This window comes from Gluconacetobacter sp. (assembly GCF_047721585.1).
Classification (GTDB): domain Bacteria; phylum Pseudomonadota; class Alphaproteobacteria; order Acetobacterales; family Acetobacteraceae; genus Gluconacetobacter; species Gluconacetobacter dulcium.
The window spans coordinates 1-23,993 of the sequence record NZ_JBDNXE010000029.1 but is presented as its reverse complement, the minus strand read 5'-3'; the positions used below and the strand labels follow the sequence as shown (position 1 = coordinate 23,993).

Sequence of the window (23,993 nt, the reverse complement as noted above, 5' to 3'; positions counted from 1 at the left end):
TGTGGCTTCGTCGTAACGTTTCTGCTTACCGGCACCAGCGCTCACGCGGTCGCGCCGATGGTCAATATGGGTAACGCAGCGGCGGCCGGAGACGAATCGTCAAACGGCGTCTTCGGTTTTCTCGACAATTGGAAGCGCAGCGCGAATCTGCTCGGCAACATGTGGGGCCTGCGCTCGGAACTGGGAAAAGCCGGTATCGTACTCGCCGTCCAGGAAACATCCGAGGTGTTCGGCAATCCTTCCGGCGGCATGCGTCGCGGTGCCGATTATGACGGCCTGACCGTGGCGGTACTTCAGATGAACACCCAGCGCGCCTTTGGCTGGTATGGCGGAACATTCCAGGTCAGCATGGAGCAGGTCCACGGCCGCAACCTCAGCGCCGACAATCTCGACGCCTATCAGACCATCAGCGGCATCGAAGCCGACCGTTCGACGCGGCTTTGGGAACTCTGGTTCGATCAGAAGCTTCTCGATCAGCAGAAGCTGGACATCAAGATCGGCCAACAGAGTCTCGATCAGGAATGGATGGTCAGCAGCAACGCGCTTGTGTTCGCCAACACCATGTTCGGCTGGCCGATGGTCCCCTCCGCCGATCTGCCGGGGGGCGGTCCAGCCTATCCGCTATCCGCGCTTGGCGTGCGCGGCAAATACTGGCTTACGACGCCGCTTTACGTGCAAGCTGGCATCTTCAGCGGCAGCCCGGCCTATAACGTCTCGGGCGACGCCCAGCAGAGCAATCGGTCGGGCACCAGTTTCGTCCTCAATCGAGGCGTCATGGCGATCGTGGAATTCCAATATGTCTATCCGGGGCTGGGGGCCATGGTCTCGCCCGATGAGGGAGAGGCGCTTTCGCGCATCTACCGTATTGGCGGATGGTATGATTCGGAACCATTTTCCGACCAGTATTGGGACAATACGGGCAATGCGCTGGCCTCTCCCGCCAGCAACGGCACAGCCCTGACCCATCGGGGCGCGTTCAGTTTCTATGCGGTCGCGGACCAGATGCTCTGGCGCAGCCATGTCGATCCCAACCGGACATTCAACGTCTTTGGCCGCGCCATGGGCACGCCCCAGGCCGATCGTGTTCCCATCGATTTCAGCATGAATTTCGGCTTCACCTTCAAAGACCCGCTGCCGTACCGGCAGGACGATACGCTCGGCCTCGCCATGGGGTACACCCATGTCAGCAGCGCGCTGGCGAATTACGATCGTGCCGTTCGCAGATATACCGGCGCCTACAGCCCCGCGCAGGGCGGCGAATCCTACATGGAACTGATGTACCAATGCCAGATGACGGGCTGGCTGCAATTGCAGCCCGATTTCCAGTACATCTTCAACCCCTCGGGCGGCGTGCCCAATCCGCTCCATCCCGACCGGCGGATCAAGGACATCGCGGTCATCGGCCTCCGCTCGAACATCGCTTTCTAGAGCATATCCTTTTTGAACGCGTGCGTTCGAAAAGGTTAAGCCGCTCGTAAAAAACAACAAACCAGAAAATTTCCATCGAACCTGTTGTTCGGTGGAAATGCTCCGGGTGCAAACCTCATGAGACCCACGATGCGCTCCATTCTCTCCGCCCTTGCCTTTGTCGGCGCCGCCTGGGCCTGCGGGAGCCAACATGCCGCGGCGGCCCCCAAAGGCTTCCTGGAGACAATCCACCGCCACATGATGCTCGCTTCCACAAGCCCCGGCAATGGCGACCTGAACCCCTACGCCGTCTTCCTGGTGCCGCAAGACATGGGTGTCTTGCACAAGGACGAGGTGATGGTCACGAATTTCAACAACATCACCAATCTTCAAGGGACCGGCACGACGCTTGTCGTCTATTCGCCCGCGACGAAGACATCGCGGCTTTTTGCGAGCGTGCCACCCAACCTTGCCGCCTGTCCGGGAGGAATCGGCTTTACGACCGCATTGACAATCCTGAAATCCGGATGGGTCATTGTCGGCAGCACGCCGAGCAAGGACGGCACGACCGGGACGAAGGGCGACGGTTGCGTGCTCGTCTTCGACGCCAACGGCACGTTCACCGAGGCATGGAAGGGTCCCCTCATCACCGGCCCATGGGGCGATATCGCCAGCATCGATAACGGCGATTCCGCCGTGCTGTTCATCTCGATGGCCGCCGCCGGCCTGCCGGCGCCCGATGTGCGCGACCCCGTCACCCATTATCCGCCGATCCTGCACAATGCGACCGTACTGCGGATGAATCTGCGCATTCCATCTGGTCAGCCGCCGGTTCTCGAAAAGCAGACGGTCGTCGCCAGCGGGTTCGCCGGACGCGCGGATCGCGACAATTTTCTCTTTGGCCCGACCGGCCTCGCCCTCGACACCGATGGCACGCTTTACGTGACCGACGGGTATGACGAGGAAGTCACCGCCATCGACAATGCGGTGAACCGCACGGACCCGGTCACACGCCAGAACGACGCGGTGGGGCGGGTCATTACCAAGGGGGGATTGCTGAACTGGCCCCTGGCGATGATCTGGGTGCCCGGACATCACCTGCTGGTCGCCAACGGGCGCAACGGGCAGGTGGTCGAAATCGACCCGGACGCCAAAAAACAGATCTACGCGCAATGGGTGGACAGCGACCAGGCGCAGCAACCGCCCGGCAACGGCGATCTCTTCGGCTTGGCCATGACACCGGACAACAAAGGTTTCTATTACGTCGAGGATGATATGAACACGCTCAATCTGAGCGCGCCTTGAGGCGACCGGCTATGATCATTTCACTGCCGCGCCGCGCGGTTCTCAGTGCGGCTCTGGGCGTTGCGGGCACGCGCCTGCTCGCCTCGTCACCCGCTTTCGCCATAACGCCTTCCGTGCCGCACCAACCGGGGATCGCGACGCCGCAACAGCCCTTTCTCTATTTCATCGCCTTCGACCTGACCGCCGAAAAGCGTCAGGACGTCGCCGCGCTGATGCGGCGCTGGAGCATGGCGGCCGATGCGTTGATGGCCGGCCGGCCCGTCCCCGGCTTCGTCGATCCACAAGACGCGGAAGGGCTGTCGGCGAAGGGTCTGACGCTGACCTTCGGCTTCGGCCCCGGCCTGTTCCTCAAGGACGGCAAGGATCGTTACAATCTGGCCGCCCGGCGTCCGGCGCCCTTGGCCGATCTTCCGCGTTTCAACGGAGATCAACTCGTCCCGGCCCATACGGGCGGCGATCTGTGCATCCAGAGTTGCGCGGGCGATCCGCAGACAGCGTTTCACGCCATACGCGTCCTCGCGGCGCTCGCCTACGACACGGCAACGCCCCGCTGGGCCCAGACCGGCTTCATGCCGAGCTTCGGCAAGGGCAAAACGCCGCGCAACCTGATGGGCTTCAAGGACGGAACGATCAATCCCGACATCGACGACCCCAAGGTCGCCGATCGCGTCCTCTGGGCCGCGCCGGACGATCTGCCCTGGATGCAGGGCGGAACCTATCTGGTCGCGCGCATCATCCGCATGGCGCTGGAACATTGGGACAGGATGAAAGTCGGGTTCCAGGAACAGACCATGGGGCGCCAGAAACAGAGCGGCGCGCCCATCGGCGGCCACCGCGAGTTCGACCCCCTGACGCTGAAGCAGATGGACAAGGACGGCAACCCCGTCACGGCCCAGGGCGCCCACGCGCGCCTCGCGGCTCCCGAGGAAAATGAGGGCGCCCAGATTCTGAGGCGCGCCTATGCCTATGACAACGGTTTGAGCTACGTCGCCGAACGATGGCCGCCCTGGCGCCAGGGCAACGAGTTCGACGCCGGATTGATGTTCCTCGCCTATCAGCAGGACCCGCGTACCGGTTTCACAAAAATCTTCGAACGCATGTCGAAATTCGATATGATGAACCAGTTCACCACCCATGTCGGCGGCGGCCTGTTCGCCTGCCCCGGACGCGCGTCCGGCGACTATGTGGGCCAGCGGCTTCTGGAGGCGTAAATGCACGGGATAAAGGCGATTTCGCGATGGTTCGGAATCGCCCTTGTCACGCTGCTCGCCTCCTGCGCGCACGCCCCTCCACCCCAGCGCGCCGCTCCGCCGAAAAACGCATTCCGACAGTTCGATCCACCGTCACCCGGTGTCGCGAACCGACCGCAACTCAATCTGGGCGGGGAATATTGACGCCCCGGCGCGCGTCAGGGCACTCCCACCACCGCAAGCCCGCCCATATACGGCCGCAGCACCTCCGGCACCGTGATGCTGCCGTCCTCGTTCTGGTAATTCTCCATCACCGCGATCAATGTGCGCCCGACCGCCAGGCCCGAACCGTTGAGCGTATGGACAAACTCCGGCGCCGCCCCCTCGGCCGGCCGAAAACGGGCATTCATCCGCCGCGCCTGGAAATCCCGCGTGGTGGAGCACGACGAAATCTCCCGCCACGCATCCTGCCCCGGCAGCCACGCTTCCAGGTCGAACGTCTTCGCCGCACCGAAACCGGTATCGCCGGCGCACAGCAGCATCCGACGATAGGGAATGCCCAGCCGCTCCAGCACCGTCTCGGCGCATCGTGTCATGCGCTCCAGTTCCGCGTCGCTGTCTTCCGGCCGGGTAACCGACACCATCTCCACCTTCTGGAACTGGTGCTGCCGCAGCATGCCACGCGTATCGCGGCCGGATGCCCCGGCCTCGCTGCGAAAACAGGAAGACAGCGCGACCATCCGGCGCGGCAGGGCCGCCCCCGGCAGAATGTCCCCCGCCACGCTGGCCGTCAGCGGCACCTCGGCGGTCGGCACCAGCCAGCGCCCGTCCTCGGTGCGGAAGGACTGGTCGGCGAATTTCGGCAGCTTGTCGGTGCCGAACATCGCGGCCTCATTGACCAGCACCGGCACCGCCGTCTCGGTATAGCCATGCTCCTGCACATGCAGGTCGAGCATGAACTGCCCCAGCGCCCGCTCCATCCGCGCCAGCGCCCCCCGCAGCACCACGAAGCGCGCACCGGACAATTTGGACGCGGTCTCGAAATCCATCATGCCCAGCGCCTCGCCCAGCGCGAAATGCTCGCGCGGGGCAAAGGCGAAGTTCCGCCGCTCGCCGACCTGATGCACGACCACATTGGCGGCCTCGTCGGCTCCATCGGGCACGGCCTCATCCAGCCGGTTGGGCAGCGTCACCAGCAGATCGCGGATTTCGGCATCGCAATCCCGGACCACCGCTTCAAGCCGCTCGATCTCCTCGCGCAGCGCAACAGCCTCTGCCTCCAGCGCCGCGCTGTCGGCACCCGTCCGCCGCAGGGTTCCAATCTCCTTCGACAGCGTCTTGCGCCGGGCCTGCCGATCCTGCAACGCCGTGACGGCGGCACGCCGGTCTTCGTCCAGCCGCACCACATGACCGGCAACGGGGGCATCGCCCCGGCGCGTCAGGGATGCGTCAAAAGCGGCCGGATCGGCGCGGAGCGCGCGAAGGTCATGCATCGGAATTCTCCTGGTCCGGGTCCTCGGGGCGCTTGGGTTGAACCATGCGCGCACAGATGATGGAAATTTCGTACAACCCGATCAGCGGCACCGCCAGACCGGTCTGGGTGATGATGTCCGGCGGCGTCAGGATCGCCGCGATCACGAAAGCCCCCACATAGGCATAGCGCCGGAAGCGTTTCAGCGTGGCGGCGGTCACGATCCCCACCCGCGCCAGCAGCGTCAGCGCCACCGGCAGTTCAAACGCCACGCCGAACGCCATGATCAGCTTCATGACCAGCGCGAGATATTCCGACACCTTGGCCTGAAGCTGGATCTGCAACCCGTCCTGCCCGTCGGCGGTCTGGAACGACAGGAAGAATTTCCAGGCGAAGGGAAAGACGAAATAATAGGCCAGCGCCGCCCCCATCACGAACATGATCGGGGTCGCGACCAGAAACGGCAGAAAGGCCCGCTTCTCGCTGCGATACAGCCCCGGCGCCACGAACATCCACGCCTGCATGGCCACCATCGGAAAGGACAGGAACCCCGCGCCGAAGATCGCCACCTTGATGTAGGTAAAGAAGGCTTCATACAGCGCCGTATAGATCAGATGCGGCTGCTCGCCCTGCGCGCGCATCACGTCGCCCAGCGGCTGGGCGAGAAACAGATAGATCCGCGCCGAGAAATGGTAGCACAGCAGGAAACACAGGCCGAACGCCGCCGCCGACCAGATCAGGCGGCGCCGCAATTCGACCAGATGTTCCAGCAGCGGCATCGGCTGGTCGTTGATCGGATCGCCATGGCTCCGATTGTCGTCGTTCAGGTTCGTCGCTCCCGGCTTGGACTCGTCCATCACGTCGGCTCTCCCGCGGGCACCGTCCGCGCACCGGGCGCATCCACCGGCACGCGCCGCGCCCCATGGATCACCCGCACCGGCGGCAGGAAAGCGGGCGGATGCAGCCGCGCCCGATCGGCCGCCAGCCGCCGCGCCACGGCAGGCGGCAGCAGGGCGGGCGCAGGACCGGCATCGACGACCGCCGGAAAGGCTGCCTCGTCCCGAGGCTGCGCCGGCGGCACATAGCCATAACGGTGCTGCCCGTCCGGATCGTAACCGGGTGCCGTGGCCAGCGGCGGGACCAGCGGTGCTCCGGGCCGCGTATCCAGCGGCGATTCGTTGAAGGTGCGCTGAAGCGTTCCGTCATCGTCGATCGCCCGCATGATCTGGTTGCGGACATTGAAGCGCCGGATGCCGTTCAGCGTATCCCGCGCCTCGGTCAGGTCGGCCTCGCGCACCATCTCATCGACATGGGTCTGAAATTCCGAGGCCATCTTGCGGGCCTTCTTGATCAGACCGGTAACGGTGCGGATCGCCACCGGCATGTCCTTTGGCCCGATCAGCAACAGGGCGACGACACCGATCAGCGCCATCTCGGACCATGCGAAATCAAACATGACCGATCCGTGGCTCAGATATGGACATTGACCAACTCAGACATGACAGGGCGCGAACCGCGTCGAAACAGGCGCGGAAAGGAAGGACACCTATCACGCCACCGGCGGAGCGGAAACCGCTTCCGTCTTCGCCTCCTCCGGAGCGGCGGCCCGCAGGACGGGATTATCCGGCACATCCACCAGCAATTCCTCGCGCCGGGGCAGATCGCGCAGGTCGCGCAGGCCGAAATGCCGCAGGAAATCGGCCGATGTCCCCCACAGGATCGGCCGCCCCGGAACCTCCTTGCGCCCGCGCGGCACGATCAGCGAGGCTTCCAGCAGATTGTCCAGCACCTGCTGGCTCAGCGACACGCCGCGAATGTCCTCGATTTCCGCGCGGGTGCAGGGCTGGTGATAGGCGATGATCGCCAGGCTCTCCAGCGTGGCACGGGGCAGTCGGCGCGGGCGCTGCAACACGCGGGTCAGGCGGGGCGCCAGGTCGGCCACGGTCCTGAACTGCCATCCACCGGCCACCTGGACCGGCGCCACGCCCCGTCCCTCATATTGCCTCACGACGCCCTCGATCACGGCACGCACATAGGCCGCCAGATCCTCGGCCTCGGGCGGCACCAGACCCTGCCCCTCCAGCAATTCGGCGATCGCGCGTTCGGATACCGGCTCCGGGCTGGCAAAGATCATGGCCTCGATCAGCCGGATCGCCATCGGCACGGCCGGCGTCCCCGCCTCCTCGGAATGTCCCGAAGCCGGGCTGCCTACGGCCCCGGCGATACCCGGTTCCTCGCCGGAAACCGGCGCGAACGGTGCCTGCTGACTGTCGTCGGTCATTCCGCCGCGTCCATCCTCTCCATTTCCGGCGCCACATCCGGCCCCGTATCCGGCCCCACATCCGGACCATCGACCGCCTGCCCTCCGGCATTGGGGCGCAGCATGATCCGGCCGAACTGTTCATCCTGCCGCAGTTCGATCGTCCCGTTGCGGGCCAGTTCCAGCCCGGCGATCAGCGTGCCGGCCATCGCCGCCCGGCGCTGCCGCATGCGTTCCTCGTCATCCTCGCCCTCCATCGCCGGCCCCCCTTCGGGCAGGAAAGCCCCAAGCTCGCACCACGCCCCGCCACCGGGGATGGTGTCGGCGCCCAGCAGGCGGTGCAATCGGGCCAGCGCGTCCTGCACCGTCCAGAAATGCATCCGCCGAGGCTGATAGACCCGCTTGCGCGCCCCCCGCCGCATGGCGGCCATATAGGCACCCATCAATTGCGGCAGGTCCAGCGCCAGCCCGGAGCGGTCGATTTCCGTCAGGTCCTCGCGCTCGCCACGGGCAAATACGTCGCGGCCCAACTGGGGGCGCGCCCCCAACCACGCCGCCGCCTGCCCGATCCGCGCCAGTTCGACCAGCCGCGCCTGGAGCAGTTCGGCCGCCTCCTCGGCGTCGATATCCTCGCCGTCCTCGGCCGGCAGCAGCAGGCGCGATTTCAGCCAGGCCAGCCATGCGGCCATCACCAGCCAGTCGGCCGCCAGTTCCAGCCGGATGCGGCGGGCCGATTCAACGATCGCCAGATATTGCTCGACCAGTTGCAGGATCGAAATCCGCGCCAGATCGACCTTCTGCGCCCGCGCCAGTTCCAGCAGCAGGTCCAGCGGCCCCTCGAACCCGTCCAGATGCAGCATGGGCGCGGTCAGCCCATCGGGCAGGCCCTCCTGCCCTGGCCCATGAAGACTGTCGACGGGCGCGGTCGCCAACGGCCCGGCCTAGAACCCGGCCAGGGTGCAGGCCAGACCGTTCAGCCGCACATGCTCGCAGAACGACGTGGCCTGGGCGATGCTGGCAAACCCGCGCGTGCGCAGCCGGAAGAACACGGCGCCATTGCGTTCGGTCCGCTCGATGACCGGCGTATGGCTCCCGAACAGCTCCGGATAATGCTGCGTCAGGCGCGCCCACTCCTTCTCGGCCGCCTGCTGCGAATCCAGCGCCGCAAGCTGCACGCCATAGCGCCCGCCCGCCACCGGAGCCGGCGCGGCGGGCGCCACCGCAGGCGCGACACTGGCGGCCACCGGCGCGGATGCGGCAGGCTTGGCGGGCAGCGACGCCGACGGCGGCGGCAACGCGGCACCAGAGCCCGGAACGGCGGCAGCCGGCGCGGGACTGGCGGCAGGCGACGCAAGCGGCGCCTCGGACACAGGCGCGCTGGCCGATGCCGGCACGGATGCGGCGGCAGGCGGCGTCGCGGCCGGTGCCGTTGCCGGTGTCGTTGCCGATGCCACATCCGTGGCCGGCGGCTGACCGTATTGCTGGGCCAGACGGTCGGGGCGCGGCTGTTCCGGCCCCGGTGCCAGACGCGCCACCGCGCCATCATCGCCAGTTGGCGCCTCGGCTCCCAGAACCTGCATGCCACCCGGATCGACCGGCCTTACCCGCACCGGGCCGGGCGGCGGCCCAAGAACGGGAATGCCCGTCTGCTGATGTCCCAGCAGCGCCCAGCCGCCGATGCCAAGCACCAGCAGGCCACCCAGCCCCGCCGCACCATAAGCCAGCCGGCGCGTCGTGGGGTCGGCGCCCAGCAATCCGCCGGCCCGGCGGGCCGGGCGCTTGCGCTGTGGCGGCGGCGCTTCCTCATCGCCGTAATCGGCGCTCATGCGCTCGCGCACGCGGTTCAGGCGGTCCTCATAAGGGTCGCGGCCGGAGGGATCGGTATCGCTCATCGCATTTCCTCAACCGGCTCAACACCCAGAACCGCCAGACCCGAACGGATGACCGTGGCCGTAGCCTCGACCATCGCCAGCTTCGCACGGGTGGCAACCAGATCATCTTCCTGCAAGAACCGCAGTGTCGCATCATCGCGGCCACGATTCCACAATGTATGGAAATCGCCCGCCAACTCGCCAAGATAGAAGGCAATCCGGTGCGGCTCATGCGCCTGGGCGGCCCCTTCCACCGTGCGCGGCCACTGGGCGATCCGCCGCAGCAGCGCCAGTTCGGCATCCGACCCGATTCCATCGAGGTCCGCCTCGACCAGCGCCACTGGCGTAATCGCCGCCTCCCCCAGCATCTCCTGCGCCGCCCGCAGCACGGAACGGCAGCGCGCATGGGCGTACTGCACATAGAACACCGGGTTGTCGCGAGTCTGCGCCACCACCTGGTCCAGATCGAACTCCATCTGGGCGTCGGCCTTGCGCGTCAGCATGGTAAAGCGCACGGCATCGCGCCCCACCTCGTCGATCAGGTCGCGCAGCGTGACGAAGGTACCCGCCCGCTTGGACATCCGCACCGGCTGCCCGTCGCGCACGATCCGCACGATCTGGCACAGCAGCACATCGAACCCGACCGCCTCGCCCCCAACCGCCAGCGCCTGCACCGCCGCCTTCATCCGGGTGACGTAACCGCCATGGTCGGCGCCCCAGACATCGATCAGCAGGTCCGCGCCACGACGCACCTTGTCGTCGTGATAGCCGATATCGTTGGCGAAATAGGTGTTCGACCCGTCCGACTTGCGCAACGGCCGGTCCACGTCGTCGCCGAACGCGGTGGAGCGGAACAGCGTCTGCGGCCGGGCCTCCCAATCGTCGGGCAGCTTGCCCTTCGGCGGCTCCAGCACGCCCTCATAAAGCAGGCCCTGCGCATCCAGCCGCGCGATGGCCCGATCGGTCACGCCACCGGCCAGGATCGCGGCCTCGCTGGTAAAGACATCATGCCGGACGCCCAGCGCATCCAGGTCCTCGCGGATCATCGCCATCATCGCGCCGACCACGAAGGGCTTCACCGTGTCCATCCAAAGCTCGGCCGCCGCCGGCTGGCCATCCGGCCCGGCCAGCCCGGTGCCGTGCAACTCGGCCAGCGCCTGCCCCACCGGCACCAGATAATCGCCGCCATACTGGATGCCGCCGGGCACCAGCGCGGCGAACGCCTCGCGGTCCATGGTCGTGCCGATGGCCTCCAGGTACCGCCAGTAGGCGGCCCAGGCCAGGGCGATCACCTGGGCGCCGGCATCGTTGATGTAATATTCCTTGGTGACCGCATAGCCGGCCTTGGCCAGCAGATTGGCCAGCGCATCGCCAACGACGGCGCCCCGGCAATGCCCCACATGCATCGGCCCGGTCGGGTTGGCCGAGACATATTCCACATTCACCCGCACGCCCTGCCCCAGCGTGGCGTCGCCATAGGATTCGCCGGCCCGCAGCACGTCGCCCACCACCGCGCGCAGCACCGATTCGTCCAGCGTCAGGTTGACGAAGCCAGGCCCGGCCGGTTCCGCCTTCGCGATGCCCGGCACCTCCACCAGCGCCGCCGCCAGTTCGGCCGCGATCTCGGCCGGGCGGCGCCGCGCCGGCTTGGCGGCCAGCAGGGCGGCATTGGTCGCCATGTCGCCATGCGCCGGATCGCGCGTCGGGGTCAGTTCCACCCGCGCCGCCACCTCCTCCGGCAGGTCCGGAACGATCCGTCGCAGGGCATCGCGCACATGCGAGAGATAGCGAACGAACAGGCTGTCGGACATGCGATGCGGCTTCCCACTGAAACACCGGCGCGGACGGATCGCCCGCCCGGCACGTATGAACGTTACTGGTCGGGCGTTTCAGCCCGCCACGGACAGATCCGTCAACCGTCGATGTTCTTCCATCGCGAATCGATCCGTCATCCCGGCTATATAATCGGCCACGATCCGCCGCGCACCCATCGCGTCGGTCGCCCGCGCCTCCTGCCGCCAGCCGTCCGGCAACAGCGAAATATCGTCGGCCAGAATCGAGAAGATCGATTCGACCGCGATCCGCGCCTTGCGCGTCATCCGGTTGACCCGCCAGTGCCGATACATCCGCGCATACAGAAAGGTGCGGATCGCCCCGTTATCGCGCGCCATGGCCGGGCTGTAGGCCACCACCGGCATCGCGGCCGCGCGCACGTCATCGGCCGATCGCGGGGCCAGTTCCGCCAGATTGCGCCGTGTCTGCTCCGTCAAATCCACCGCCAGCGCATTGATCACCCGGCGGATGGTCTCATGCCGCATCCGGTCCTGAAGATGCGTCTCCTCGGCCACGTCGCCCGACATGGCCACCCCGCCCGCCCGCTCCCGCACCAGCGCCAGCGCCGCGCCGACCACCGGCAGGTCCGCCAGATCCGCCAGGTCCAGCAGCCCGGCCCGCATCCCGTCATCCAGGTCGTGGGCGTGATAGGCGATATCGTCGGCCATGGCGGCAATCTGCGCCTCGACCGAGGCATAGCTGGACAGATCCAGCCCCAGCCCGTCCGCATACCGGGCGACATAGCCCGTCGGGTGGTCCACCGGGCCGTTATGCTTGATCAACCCTTCCAGCGTCTCCCAGGTCAGGTTCAGCCCGTCGAAATCGAAATACCGGCGTTCCAGCTTGGTCACCTGGCGCAGGGTCTGGGTATTGTGGTCGAAGCCCCCCCAATCCCGCATGGCCGCGGCCAGCGCGTCCTCACCGGCATGGCCGAACGGCGTGTGGCCCAGGTCATGGGCCAGCGCGAGCGTCTCGGTCAGGTCCTCGTCCACCGACAGGCTGCGGGCGATGGAGCGCGCGATCTGCGCCACTTCCAGCGAGTGGGTCAGCCGGGTGCGGAAGAAATCGCCCTGATGGTTGACGAAGACCTGCGTCTTGTATTGCAGCGTCCGAAAGCCCGCCGAATGCAGCACCCGGTCACGGTCGCGCTGCCATGGCGAACGACTGGGCGATTCCGCCTCGGCATGCAGGCGCCCCCGGGCGGTGGCGGTCTGGACAGCATAGGGTGCGACGCTCATATATAACCCCAATCCCGGATGGGTGGCGTAATCCCGGCCTCGGACAAGCCGGACCTCCGCCCCCTGTCGATAACCCGCCCGGCGCCGCAAGGCCAGCATGCTGGCTCAGCATGCCGCCAAGGGCCGCGCGACGATGGTGATCCCGATGGACATGCCGCTTCCCACTTCCCCCTCGCCCGACACGGCCTTCCGCGTCTCGCCCGAGGCCGCGACCCGGCTTCAGGACATCATCGCCGCCCAGCCGGGCGTCGACGCCACCTCCACCGCGCTGCGGGTCAGCGTGCTGGCCGGCGGCTGCAACGGCTTCCAGTACAGCTTCGCCCTGGACGGCGAGGCCCGCCCCGACGACATCGTGGTGCCCGCCGGCAACGCCCGCGTCCGGGTCGATCCCGCCAGCATGGACCTGCTGTCGGGCGCGGAACTGCATTTCAACGATTCGCTGATGGGCGCGCATTTCACGGTGCGCAACCCCAATGCCACCTCGTCCTGCGGGTGCGGCACCAGCTTCTCGATCGACTGAGCAGGCCGCCCGTCCAAGATGAAAATCGCAAGCTGGAACGTCAATTCCATCCGCCAGCGCCAGACGCATGTACTGGACTGGCTGGAGCGCGAGAAGCCCGACCTGCTCGGCCTCCAGGAAATCAAGTGCGAGGACGCCGCCTTCCCCGCCGAAGCCTTCCGCGCCGCCGGCTACGATTCGGTCGTGGTCGGGCAGAAGAGCTATAACGGCGTCGCCATCCTCTCGCGCGTGCCCTTCGCCGTCACGACCCGCGCCCTGCCCCCGCTGAACGACGACGCCCCGCAGGCCCGCTACGTGGAAATCGAGGCAAACGGCCTGATCTTCGGCAACCTGTATCTTCCCAACGGCAATTCGGGCGGCAGCGCGGGATACGAGGCCAAGCTGGCCTTCATGGAGGCCCTGGCCCTGCACGCGCGCGCCCTGCTCGATGCCGGCCGGGATTTCGTGCTGGCCGGCGACTATAATGTCTGCCCGACCGACGAGGATTGCGCGCCCGGCGCCCTGCCGCCAACCGACGCCCTGGTGCGTCCGGAAACCCGCGCCGCCTTCCGCCGCCTGATCTGGCTGGGCCTGACCGACGCCGTGCGCGCCCTGCACCCGCACGGCCGCCAATACACGTTCTGGGACTATCAGGCCGGCGCCTGGCCACGCGATTGCGGCCTGCGCATCGACCACGCCCTGCTCTCCCCCCGCCTGGCGGAGCGCCTGCGCGACGCCCACCCGGACCGGGACGAACGCGGCCGCAACCAGCCCTCCGACCACGTTCCCCTGATCATCACGTTGGACGACACCCCGACCTGAAAAGCCACCCCCCGTCAGCCACGGCACTGACGGGGGGACTTTCACGTCGTTCCGTCAGCGCAAGCCGGCCGTCAGCGCCAGCCGGGCCGCACCCATACCCAGCGCGGGCCACGCTGCATCCAGCGCGCCGGTCCCCAGCCCGCATACCGGCCACGGCGCACATAACGCCCCGGAACCCAGACATATCCGCCATTGACCCAGTCCCAACCGCCGCCGACCCAAACCCAGCCGGGGCGCGGGCGCGGCACCATTTCGGCACGCGGCGGCGGCATCGGGGGCGGCGCCCAGCCCGGCGTCACCGGCCCGTAGCGATAGGCTTGCGCCTGCGCCGGGGCCGCGTCGCCCACCGCCATGGTTCCCCCGGCGATCACACCCAGCGCCAGCAGGGCACCCCTGACAATCTGCCTGTTCATGCAAACCAACTCCTGTCCGCGTACGGGATCGTGGTCTCCCGTCAACGGCACTATGGTCCGATCATCATGGCGTTGAAATGGCGAAAAAATAACCGTGTGAAACCGCGCGCCGTCACGTCGGCGCGCGGCCGCGCCGACGCGGCGTCACCGCCCCCAGCGCCACGATCAGAATCAGCGTCAGGCTGCCCAGTTCGATCTGCACCCGCGTATCCGGCGTCAGCATCATCGTCACCATCACCAGCAGGATGGCACCGACCGTCAGCCATGAGAGGTAGGGAAACAGCAGCATCGGAAAGGCCGGCTGCCGCCCCTCGTCATGCATCTTCCGGCGCAGGGCGATCTGGGCGAAGACCACCATCAGATAGTCGAACAGGATGATCGCCCCGGAAGCATTGAGCAGAAAGCCGAAAACCTCGCCCGGAAAGGTCGCGGCAATCACGGTCAGCACACAGGCCACCAGACTGCCGATGGCAATCGCCCGGCGCGGCGCCCCGCTGGCCCCGGTCCGCACCAGCGCCGCCGGCGCATCGCCATGCGCCGCCATCTCGAACAGGATGCGCGACGTGACATACAGGGTGGAATTGAGGCACGACGCGATGGCCACCAGCACCACCACCGTCATCGCGGTCTCGGCGCCGGGAATACCGATCCGATGCAGCACATCAAGGAACGGCGAGTGCCCGGCCCGGATCTGGTTCCAAGGGATCAGGCACAGGATCACGGCCAGCGACCCCATGTAGAACAGCATCACGCGCACCACGACGGTCCGGATCGCCTGGACGATATTATAGCCGGGATTGTCCGTTTCCGCCGCCGCCACGGTCGCGATCTCGGCCCCCGCGAAGGTGAACAGGATCGCCGGCAGCAGCGACAGCGAGGCCGCGAACCCATGGGGCATGAACCCGCCCTGATCCCACAGATGCGCCACCCCACCATGCAGCGACGACCCGATCACCCCGAACAGCGCCAGCCCGGCAATGAGCGTGAACACCCCGATCGCGGTAATCTTCATCAGCGAGAACCAGAATTCGAACTCGCCATACCCCCGCACGGACCCCATGTTGACGGCCGTCATCAGCGCGATCAGCCCCAGCGCCACCGTCAACTGGGCCACGCCCAGCATCGGCGCCACGATCAGCGCCGCCGCCTTGGCCTCCACCGAGGCCACCACCACCCAGAACAGCCAGTACGACCAGCCGGTGACAAAGGCGGCCCGATGCCCCAGCCCCCGCCGCACATGCCCGACGAACGACCCCGCCTCGGGGCAGTCGATCGCCATCTCGCCCAGCATGCGCATGACCATAAAGACGATCAGCCCGGCCATCAGGTAAGACAGCAGCACCAGCGGCCCCGCCCCCTCGATCATGACCGAAGTGTTCACGAACAGCCCGGCCCCGACCATCCCGCCGATCGCGATCATCGAAACGTGGCGGGTGCGCAACGAATGGGCCAAGCCGCTCCCGTTGGCAGGGGCGGCATCCTGCGGGCTGTCTTCAATCGGCGCGGGGTTCAGCATCGGTGACCTTCCGGGGCTGGGGTAAATTCATGCAGTGTACCGTGCATGCGGAAATCGCCGAAATCCATATCCAGATCGTCGGAGACGCCATTGGCGAAATACCGCATCCCGATCTCGTAATCGGGGCGCATGTCATGAGAGGACGCGGTGTAGAACGCCACATGCACCCGCCCCGAGGGCAGGCGCGCCAGTGCGGGATACTGGCTGGGCGAGGGCGGAGGGTTCCACCCCAGGATCATGACATAGGTATCCTGCGCCCCGTCCTCGCCGGTTCCATCGAACAGCGCCGGCGCCAGCGAAGTCTGTCCCTGCTCCCCGGCGCGGATGATCGCCCTGGTATGGGCCATCGGAAACATCACGCCGGCCGCCAGATGGACGGTATGCGCGGTGGGCTGGGTATAGCGGATCTCGCCGCCGGTCGGCGTCATCGTCGCCTCGCCCATCACGCGGCTGGCCTCATGGCCATTCGCGGTCTGTACGGTACGGAACACCAGACTATGGCCGTCCTTGGCCTCCAGCGTCGCATAATCCGACACCATCTCGGTCACGCCACCCGAGCGCGACACCGTTTGCAGGCGCAATTGCTGCTGGGTCGACCAGGCCGAACAGGCATTGCCGACCACGTAGGTCATGGTGCCGCTGGCGGCAATCGTATCGCCGCCGGTCACGGCGACCAGCGTCAGGTCATAGACCGCACGATGCGGCGCCAGCGCGATCGGCGTCTCCGCCTGGGCAGGGCGTCCCGCGCTCCACCCAAGGGTCATCAGAACGGCGGCCAGCAATCCCCTGGCCGGCCGCACCGTGGCGGCGCATGGAGTCTTCGATGTCATGGTCACAGCAGAGCCCATCGCGCCATTCCGCGCAATGATGCTCCGCCGGTCACATGTCATATCCGGCCTATTCCGCCGGCTTGGTGTCTTTCCCCGCCGACGGCTTGGGGCGCGGCAGGTCGAGTGCCAGCGACAGTTCCTTCAGCCGCTCCGGCGGAACCGGCGCCGGGGCGCCCATCATCAGGTCCTCGCCCTGCTGGTTCAGCGGGAACAGGATCACCTCGCGGATGTTCGGCTCGTCGGCCAGCAGCATGACCATACGGTCCACACCCGGCGCCGAACCGCCATGCGGCGGCGCGCCGTAGCGGAAGGCATTCAGCATGCCGCCGAAACGCGCCTCGACCTCGCTGGCCGGATAACCCGCCAATTCGAACGCGCGGATCATCACATCCGGACGATGGTTGCGGATCGCGCCCGACGACAGTTCGATGCCGTTGCACACGATGTCGTACTGATAGGCCGTGATCGTCAGCGGGTCCTGGCTGTTCAGCGCTTCCAGCCCGCCCTGCGGCATCGAGAACGGGTTGTGCGAAAAATCGATCAGCCCCGTTTCCTCATTGCGCTCATACATCGGGAAGTCGGTGATCCAGCAGAAGCGGAAGGCATTCGCCTCGATCAGGTCCAGTTCGGTCGCAATGCGCGTGCGGACCTGGCCGGAGAATTTCACCACCTCGTCGCCCTTGCCCGCCGCGAAGAACACGGCATCGCCCGCCTTCAGCCCGGTCGCCTCGCGGATCGCCTCCACCCGCTCGGGCTCCAGGTTCTTGGCGATCGGGCCTTTGCCGCCTTCGGCGTCGAAGATGATGTAGCCCAGCCCGCCGGCCCCGACCTCGCGCGCCCAGTTGTTCAGCTTGTCATAGAAGGCGCGCGGACGCTCGCCCGCCCCCGGTGCGGGAATCGCGCGCACTTCGCCACCGGCGGCGACGATGCGGGCAAACAGCCCGAAGCCCGAATCGGCGAACGATTCGGTCACGTCGCTGATCAGCAGCGGGTTGCGCAGGTCCGGCTTGTCGCTGCCATACAGCTTCATCGCCGTGGCATAGGGAATGCGCTCGAACGGCGCGGCGCTGACCGTGCGCCCACCGCCGAACTCGCGGAACACGCCCTCCATCACCGGCTCCAGGGTCGCGAACACGTCTTCCTGGGTGGCGAAGGACATCTCGAAATCGAGCTGATAGAACTCGCCCGGCGAGCGGTCGGCACGCGCCGCCTCGTCGCGGAAACACGGCGCGATCTGGAAATACCGGTCGAACCCGGCGACCATCGCAAGCTGCTTGAACTGCTGCGGCGCCTGCGGCAGGGCATAGAACTTGCCCGGATGCATGCGCGCCGGCACCAGGAAGTCGCGCGCCCCCTCGGGCGAAGACGCCGTCAGGATCGGGGTCTGGAACTCGATGAAGCCCTGATCGGTCATGCGGCGGCGCAGGCTGGCGATCACCTGCGAGCGCAGCAGGATGTTCCGGTGCACCTTGTCGCGCCGCAGGTCGATATAGCGATAGGTCAGGCGCAGATCTTCGGGATAGTTCTCATGCCCCGCGACCTGGAAGGGCAGAACCTCGGCCGCCGACTGCACGTCCACCGTCTGCGCGCGCAGTTCGATATCACCGGTCGGCAGGTTCGGGTTGCGCGTCGCGTCGTCGCGCAGCACCACCTCGCCCGTCACCGTCAGCACGCTTTCCACGCGCACGCGCTCCACCGCCTCCAGCACCGGCGAACCGGCGGGAATCACGATCTGGGTCATGCCGAAATGATCGCGCAGATCGATGAACAGCAGACCGCCATGATCGCGCTTGCTGTGCACCCAGCCGGAGAGGCGGGCGGTCTGCCCGGCGTCGCTGGCCCGAAGCGCGGCGCAGCTATGGGTACGGTAGGGATGCATGGTCCGGTCCTGTGTCACCAAAAAACAAGGGACGGAGCGCGACGCGCCCCGTTCGGTCGAAGGCGGAGGAAGCCGGGCCGGGCCTCCCCTGTCAAGGGTTGCCTTCGCCCACCAGCCTCCGCGCCACGATCACGCGCGGGCGTGGTCCGGAAACAGTTCGGCCAGCCCCGCCTGCGAAGCCGCGCACAGCCCGCGCTCGGTTATCAACCCCGTCACCAGCCGCGCCGGCGTCACGTCGAAGGCCGGATTGGCCGCCCCGCTGCCCGGCGGCGTCACCTGCACGGTCTCAATCCGGCCATCGGCGGTCTGCCCGGTCACGCTCGTCACCTCGGCGCCCGCGCGCTCCTCGATCGGGATCTCGGTCAGCCCGTCCGTCACGCTCCAGTCGATGGTGGTCGAAGGCAGCGCGACCCAGAACGGCACGCCGTTGTCATGCGCCGCCAGCGCCTTCAGATAGGTGCCGATCTTGTTCGCCACATCGCCGCCCCGCGTCACCCGGTCGGTGCCCACGATCACCAGATCCACCGCGCCATGCTGCATCAGATGCCCGCCGGCATTGTCCACCACCACGGTATGCGGCACGCCATGGCTGCCCAGTTCCCACGCCGTCAGCGCGGCGCCCTGGTTGCGCGGCCGGGTTTCGTCCACCCACACATGCACCTTCAGCCCGCTGTCATGCGCCATGTAGATCGGCGCCAGCGCGGTGCCCCAGTCCACGGTGGCAATCCACCCGGCATTGCAGTGGGTGAGGATATTGACCGTCGCCCCCTCGCCCCGCCGCGTCGCGATGTCCTGAATCAGGCTCAGGCCATGGCGGCCGATCGCCTCGTTCTGCGCCACATCCTCGTCGCAGATCCGCCCGGCCTCGTCATAGGCGGCGGCAACGCGGGCCTCGGCCGGCAGCGGGCGCAGGCGCGCCAGCATGCGGTCGATCGCCCAGCGCAGATTGATCGCCGTCGGGCGCGTCTCCGCCAGCAGGGCCGCATCGTGCTCCATGGCCGTATCGGACGCATCGACGCGCAAGGCCAGCGCCAGCCCGTAGGCCGCCACCGCGCCGATCAGCGGCGCACCACGCACCTGCATGGTGCGGATCGCCTGCGCCACCTGGTCCCGCTCGGTCAGGCGCAGAACATCCAGCGCCCACGGCAGACGGGTCTGGTCGAAGATATGGACCGACCAGCCATCATCCTGGTCCACCCATACGCTGCGATAAGGGACATTACCGATCTTCATGTCGCACGGTTCCAATGGCTGGGGAAAAAGGCCGCGCAGGGAAGCACCCAAATGGCACGGCATCAAGCCCGCAACCGTCAGGCTGCGGGCTTCACGCGGCATTCTAGCAGGGTCACGCCCAAAACAGACGTGAACCTGTCATGGCGGTTTTTTTAAGCGGCACCGCCCTGAAGATGGGTCAGCGTCGCCGTCAGCCGGCTGGCGAACGCGGTCGGATCCTTCAGGCTCTCGCCTTCCTGAATCCGCGCGATATCCAGCAGGATCAGCGCGGTATCGGTCACCGCCTCGCCCCGCGCCACCCGCGCCGCCATATCGCGGATCAGCGGGTGCGCCGGATTGACCTCCAGCACCGGCGCCAGATCCGGCACCGCCTGGCCGCTGCGCCGCAGCAGGCGCTGCAATTGCAGGTCCGGCCCCTGCCCGGCCGCCGCCAGCACCACCGCGCTGCTCACCAGCCGCGTGCTGCCGCGCACGTCCGACACCGCCTCGCCCAACGCCTCCTTCAGCGCCGGCAGCAGCGTGTCCAGTTCCGCCTTGTCCCCTTCGGTCAGCGGCGCCTCGAACTTCTCAAGGTCGGCATGGCTCTGGCTGACGCTGCGCAGTGCTTTCCCCTCGAACGTGCCCAGACGATCGGGCCAGAAGGAATCGACCGGATCGGTCAGCAGCAGCACTTCGATCCCGCGCGCCTTGAACCCTTCCAGTTGCGCCGAGGCCGGCAGCGTGTCGGGGTTATCGCCGGTCAGGTAATAGATCGCCTCCTGCCCGTCCTTCATCCGCGACACGTAGTCGGCCAGCGTCGTCCATCCCTCTTCGGTGCTGGAGCGGAACCGGGCCAGACCCGCCAGGTCGGTGCGGTATTCCGCATCGTCCCAGATCCCTTCCTTCACCACCGGGCCGAAATTATCCCAGAAGGCGGCATAGGATTCGGCATCCTTGGCGCGGGTCCGCAACTCGTTCAGCACCCGGTTGGTCACCGCCTTGCGGATGCGCTGCAACACCGGCGTCGCCTGCAACATCTCGCGCGAGACGTTCAGCGGCAGGTCCTCGGTATCGACCACCCCCTGCACGAAGCGCAGCCACGGCGGCAGCAGCGCCGCGTCGTCGGTGATGAACATGCGGCGGACATGCAGCCGCACCTTGCTCTCGCGCACCTGCTCGCCGAACTCGAACGGGCGGCTACCGGGGATGAACAGCAGCGCGGTAAACTCGATCGTGCCTTCGGCATGCCAGTGCAGCGTGGCCCAGGGCGTATCGAAATTATGGCTGACATGGCGGTAGAACTCGTTGAGCTGCTCTTCCGTCACCTCGCCGCGCGGCTTGCGCCACAGGGCGGTGCCCGCATTGGCCGGCTTGTCCTCGCCATCGCTCTGGATCGTGATCGGCCAGGCGATGTGATCGGCCCATTTGCGCACGATCGCTTCCAGGCGCCAGGCATCCAGAAACTCGTCCGCATCCTCCTTCATGTACAGGATGATGTCGGTGCCCGGCTGTTCGCGCGTCGCGGGGCTGAGGGTAAAGCTGCCCTTCCCGTCCGAAGACCAGCGCCACGCCTCGTCCGTCCCGGCCCGGCGCGACACCACATCGACATGGTCCGCCACCATGAAGGCGGCATAGAAACCCACACCGAACTGCCCGATCAGGCCGGACCGTTCCTCGGGCTTGTGCTTGGCCAATTCCTCGCCGAACGCACGGGTGCCCGAACGCGCGATCGTGCCCAGGTTGCGCGCCAGCTCTTCCTTGCTCATGCCCGCGCCATCGTCGCTGATGGTCAGGCGCCGCGCGTCCTTGTCGGGGTCGATGCGCACCTTCGCGCCCTCGGGCAGCGCCTGCGCCGCATCGGTCAGGGCCTCGAAACGCCGCCGGTCGGTGGCGTCGGCGGCATTGGCCACCAGTTCGCGCAGAAAAATCTCGCGCTCCGAATACAGCGCATGCACCACCAGATCGAGCAGCCGCCCGACCTCCGCGCTGAAAGCATGCTCCTCGCCACCCGCCGCGGCGGGCCGGCTCGTGTCGGAACCCGTAGCCTGATCGACCATGTTGAAAATCTCTCTGTTACGTCAAATCACACAGACCCAACATATGGGTCACGAATATCATGATTTCAACGGCCTGCGCCGCGTCGATCGCCCATCACTCGAAATCGGCCGGCAGGCCGGGTTCGCGGTAATGGTCGAACATGCGCCGGATCTGCCCCGGCAACACCCGCCCCAGCGACAGATCCTCGGGAATTTCCTCCGCGCCGAACCACGCGATCTCGGATGTCTCGATACTCGTGGCCGCCTCCCCGCCCGCCAGATCGCACAGGAAGAAGCATTTGACGCAGGAGAACGCCTTGTCGCCATGCCCCTGCCGCGCGCGGTCCCACACCGCCGCCAGCCTGCGCACGGTCACGATATAACCGCTCTCCTCGCGCACTTCCTTCACCGCGTTCTCCGCCGGGGTCAGGTTCACATCCGCCCAGCCACCCGGCAGGGTCCAGCGCCCCTCGTCCAGCACCTCGCGCACCATCAGGATACGGCCCGAATCGTCAAACACGGCGGCCCGCACCTCGACCTTCGGCGTCGCATAGCCTTCCTGCCCGGCAAACAGGGCCTCGATCCGCGCCACGGGCTCGTCGCAGCCCGCCGCCATCATCCGCGCCGCGATGCTCCGCAGCGCCTCATATCGCTCCCGGTCGAACGGGTCGCGGGCGAAGGTCAGGCCGGTCTGGGCAATGGCCTGGATCTCGCGCGCCCAGACCAGCCACTCAGGCTCGCCGCTCATGCCCCACCCCCGTCCGGCGACCATCCGGGCGGCGCCAGTTCGAAGCCCGAGAACTGAAAGGCCGGGGCAACGATGCAGCCCACCACGCTCCACGCCCCCAGCGATTCGGCCGCCTGCCAGTCCATCATCGGCACCACCGCCTGCTGAACGTGCCCCTCGGCAGGGCATGGCCCCAGAACCACGCGCTCTTCCACCCCATCCCGTGCCATGTGCAGCCGCAGGGGCGCGCCGCCCTGCCAGCACCAGATCTCGGCGGCATCGACCCGATGCCAATGCGACCGCTCCCCCCGCGCCAGCAGAAACTGGATGGTCGTCGCCGCGCCCCCCCCCCCCACGGGCGGGGCGGCGCGCCCAAATTAGCGCGTCCCCCCCCCCCCCCGCTGCGGCGCCCGCGCCCCCGCCACCCCCCACCCCTCAGCCGGCAGGTCGGGGTCACGCAGGTCGATCGCGGGTCGGGTCATGGCCTCTCTCACTTCAATGGCGGCGGCGGAAAATCCAGCATCGCACCGGTATAGGTTTCCACCACCTCGCTGAACGGCACCCCGTCCTGACGATACAGCACCGCACGATGGCGCAGGATCGCGGCCGGAATGGCAATCGCCCCCGCCCCGGCCGGCGGCAGGCCGTCCCGCTCCCATCCATCGGGCAGCGGCGCGAACAGGCGGGTGCTCTCCAACGTCCGGCGGGTAAAATGCAGGTCCGCCACCACATGGCCGAACGCGGTGTCGGTCCGTGCCAGAAGCCCGTTCATCGCCGGGGTCAGGCGCGCAGGCACATACCAGTTGTCCGCCACCGACAGCACGCGCCCCCCGCACGCCAGTTCCACCCGGCGATAGGCCACCTCCTCCTCCGCGCCAACCGCCAGTTCCCGCCGCTGTCCGGCACTCGGCGCCCGCGTCGCGCCGGGCACACGGCGCGCCACCACATGGGCCACCGGCGCCAGACCGTGATCGCGGCACCAGCCTTCCAGCGTCAGGGTCGCGCTGGGGTGGGAGAGCAGGCGCGCATCCAGCGTCGCGACCAGCGCCTCCAGTTCCAGCCGCGCATCCGGCGTATCGGGCCACATACTCCCCCCTTCCGTCGCGGCGGCGGGCACCGCGAAGAACAGGCCCGACAGCAGCAGCAACGCGCCGGGCGTCCTCACGTCCCGCCCCCGATGCCGCTGGCCAGCACGAGATAGAAAATGAACACCCCGTCCAGCAGCAGCAGGATCGGCGTCATCTCCCGCCAGCGCCGCGCCACGGCCGCCAGCACGGTATAGAGCAGCAGCCCCAGCGCCAGGCTGACCATGAAATTGCCGGTCATGACCGTCACCAGCACCATCAGCAGGGGCACGAGAACCCCGCCCGCATCGTCCTGCTCCGCCCGCCCCATGTCGGACAGCATGCCCAGCCCGACCAGGATCAGCACCGGCGCGGTCGCCACCGCCGGAACGGCGGTAATGACCGGCCACAGCACGGACG

The 23,993-nt window shown here is 67.2% G+C and carries 22 protein-coding genes and 1 pseudogene; 5 read left to right on the top strand and 18 right to left on the bottom strand.

The window, feature by feature from the left end; genetic code table 11:
• Positions 1 to 66 precede the first annotated feature (66 nt).
• From ABF821_RS07625 to ABF821_RS07615, 3 genes are all read left to right on the top strand, one after another.
• Positions 67 to 1,428, top strand: coding sequence for a carbohydrate porin (locus ABF821_RS07625; protein ID WP_415529592.1), 1,362 nt, complete (start codon positions 67 to 69; stop codon positions 1,426 to 1,428).
• Positions 1,429 to 1,545: 117 nt separating this feature from the next.
• Positions 1,546 to 2,712 carry a hypothetical protein gene (locus tag ABF821_RS07620; protein ID WP_182972990.1) on the top strand — a complete coding sequence of 389 codons (1,167 nt, stop codon included), beginning with the start codon at positions 1,546 to 1,548 and terminating at the stop codon, positions 2,710 to 2,712.
• Between the two features lie 11 nt (positions 2,713 to 2,723).
• Positions 2,724 to 3,923 carry a Dyp-type peroxidase gene (locus tag ABF821_RS07615; protein ID WP_415529591.1) on the top strand — a complete coding sequence of 400 codons (1,200 nt, stop codon included), beginning with the start codon at positions 2,724 to 2,726 and terminating at the stop codon, positions 3,921 to 3,923.
• A gap of 197 nt (positions 3,924 to 4,120) precedes the next feature.
• On the opposite strand, the gene serS is transcribed toward ABF821_RS07615, so the two are convergent.
• From serS to ABF821_RS07575, 8 genes are all read right to left on the bottom strand, one after another.
• On the bottom strand, positions 4,121 to 5,395 hold the full coding sequence (gene serS, locus ABF821_RS07610; RefSeq protein WP_182972988.1) for a serine--tRNA ligase: 1,275 nt from the start codon (positions 5,393 to 5,395) through the stop codon (positions 4,121 to 4,123).
• Entirely contained in the window at positions 5,388 to 6,230 is an 843-nt protein-coding gene (tatC, locus tag ABF821_RS07605; protein WP_415529601.1) for a twin-arginine translocase subunit TatC, read from the bottom strand. The genes serS and tatC overlap by 8 nt, the downstream gene beginning before the upstream one ends.
• Positions 6,230 to 6,829, bottom strand: coding sequence for a Sec-independent protein translocase protein TatB (gene tatB / locus ABF821_RS07600; protein WP_415529590.1), 600 nt, complete (start codon positions 6,827 to 6,829; stop codon positions 6,230 to 6,232). The genes tatC and tatB overlap by 1 nt, the downstream gene beginning before the upstream one ends.
• A gap of 93 nt (positions 6,830 to 6,922) precedes the next feature.
• Positions 6,923 to 7,531, bottom strand: coding sequence for an SMC-Scp complex subunit ScpB (gene scpB, locus ABF821_RS07595; RefSeq protein ID WP_415529600.1), 609 nt, complete (start codon positions 7,529 to 7,531; stop codon positions 6,923 to 6,925).
• Positions 7,532 to 7,650: 119 nt separating this feature from the next.
• Positions 7,651 to 8,493: a segregation and condensation protein A gene (locus tag ABF821_RS07590; protein WP_415529599.1), complete on the bottom strand. Its 843-nt coding sequence runs from the start codon at positions 8,491 to 8,493 to the stop codon at positions 7,651 to 7,653.
• Between the two features lie 81 nt (positions 8,494 to 8,574).
• On the bottom strand, positions 8,575 to 9,525 hold the full coding sequence (locus ABF821_RS07585; protein ID WP_415529589.1) for an SPOR domain-containing protein: 951 nt from the start codon (positions 9,523 to 9,525) through the stop codon (positions 8,575 to 8,577).
• Positions 9,522 to 11,315: an arginine--tRNA ligase gene (gene argS, locus ABF821_RS07580; protein ID WP_415529588.1), complete on the bottom strand. Its 1,794-nt coding sequence runs from the start codon at positions 11,313 to 11,315 to the stop codon at positions 9,522 to 9,524. The genes ABF821_RS07585 and argS overlap by 4 nt, the downstream gene beginning before the upstream one ends.
• Positions 11,316 to 11,393: 78 nt before the next feature.
• Positions 11,394 to 12,575 (bottom strand): deoxyguanosinetriphosphate triphosphohydrolase, encoded by a 1,182-nt coding sequence (locus ABF821_RS07575; protein WP_114727074.1) that lies wholly within the window; start codon positions 12,573 to 12,575, stop codon positions 11,394 to 11,396.
• 151 nt (positions 12,576 to 12,726) lie between these two features.
• Between ABF821_RS07575 and ABF821_RS07570 the strand changes: the two genes are divergently transcribed.
• Positions 12,727 to 13,095 carry a HesB/IscA family protein gene (locus tag ABF821_RS07570; protein WP_183009609.1) on the top strand — a complete coding sequence of 123 codons (369 nt, stop codon included), beginning with the start codon at positions 12,727 to 12,729 and terminating at the stop codon, positions 13,093 to 13,095.
• 18 nt (positions 13,096 to 13,113) lie between these two features.
• Entirely contained in the window at positions 13,114 to 13,896 is a 783-nt protein-coding gene (locus ABF821_RS07565; RefSeq protein ID WP_415529587.1) for an exodeoxyribonuclease III, read from the top strand.
• Between the two features lie 71 nt (positions 13,897 to 13,967).
• Here the strand turns inward: ABF821_RS07565 and ABF821_RS07560 are convergent, their stop codons facing one another.
• From ABF821_RS07560 to ABF821_RS07515, 10 genes and pseudogenes are all read right to left on the bottom strand, one after another.
• Complete coding sequence (locus tag ABF821_RS07560) at positions 13,968 to 14,309, bottom strand: hypothetical protein (RefSeq protein ID WP_415529586.1); 342 nt, start codon at positions 14,307 to 14,309, stop codon at positions 13,968 to 13,970.
• Positions 14,310 to 14,421: 112 nt separating this feature from the next.
• Positions 14,422 to 15,825 (bottom strand): amino acid permease, encoded by a 1,404-nt coding sequence (locus ABF821_RS07555; RefSeq protein WP_415529585.1) that lies wholly within the window; start codon positions 15,823 to 15,825, stop codon positions 14,422 to 14,424.
• Positions 15,819 to 16,673 carry a cell envelope integrity EipB family protein gene (locus ABF821_RS07550; RefSeq protein ID WP_415529584.1) on the bottom strand — a complete coding sequence of 285 codons (855 nt, stop codon included), beginning with the start codon at positions 16,671 to 16,673 and terminating at the stop codon, positions 15,819 to 15,821. Before ABF821_RS07550 ends, ABF821_RS07555 begins: the two co-directional genes overlap by 7 nt.
• A 49-nt stretch (positions 16,674 to 16,722) precedes the next feature.
• Positions 16,723 to 18,534, bottom strand: coding sequence for an aspartate--tRNA ligase (aspS, locus tag ABF821_RS07545; RefSeq protein WP_415529583.1), 1,812 nt, complete (start codon positions 18,532 to 18,534; stop codon positions 16,723 to 16,725).
• A gap of 129 nt (positions 18,535 to 18,663) precedes the next feature.
• On the bottom strand, positions 18,664 to 19,767 hold the full coding sequence (gene mtnA, locus ABF821_RS07540; protein ID WP_415529582.1) for an S-methyl-5-thioribose-1-phosphate isomerase: 1,104 nt from the start codon (positions 19,765 to 19,767) through the stop codon (positions 18,664 to 18,666).
• A gap of 152 nt (positions 19,768 to 19,919) precedes the next feature.
• Positions 19,920 to 21,803, bottom strand: a complete 1,884-nt coding sequence (gene htpG, locus ABF821_RS07535) for a molecular chaperone HtpG (RefSeq protein WP_182972976.1) — start codon at positions 21,801 to 21,803, stop codon at positions 19,920 to 19,922.
• A gap of 94 nt (positions 21,804 to 21,897) precedes the next feature.
• On the bottom strand, positions 21,898 to 22,530 hold the full coding sequence (locus ABF821_RS07530; protein WP_182972975.1) for an NUDIX hydrolase: 633 nt from the start codon (positions 22,528 to 22,530) through the stop codon (positions 21,898 to 21,900).
• Positions 22,527 to 22,865: a cupin domain-containing protein gene (locus tag ABF821_RS07525; RefSeq protein WP_415529581.1), complete on the bottom strand. Its 339-nt coding sequence runs from the start codon at positions 22,863 to 22,865 to the stop codon at positions 22,527 to 22,529. The genes ABF821_RS07530 and ABF821_RS07525 overlap by 4 nt, the downstream gene beginning before the upstream one ends.
• 134 nt (positions 22,866 to 22,999) lie before the next feature.
• Positions 23,000 to 23,674 carry a hypothetical protein gene (locus ABF821_RS07520; RefSeq protein ID WP_415529580.1) on the bottom strand — a complete coding sequence of 225 codons (675 nt, stop codon included), beginning with the start codon at positions 23,672 to 23,674 and terminating at the stop codon, positions 23,000 to 23,002.
• Positions 23,671 to 23,993: pseudogene (locus tag ABF821_RS07515) on the bottom strand (NCS2 family permease); the annotation flags it as partial. The pseudogene ABF821_RS07515 and the gene ABF821_RS07520, both read right to left, overlap by 4 nt.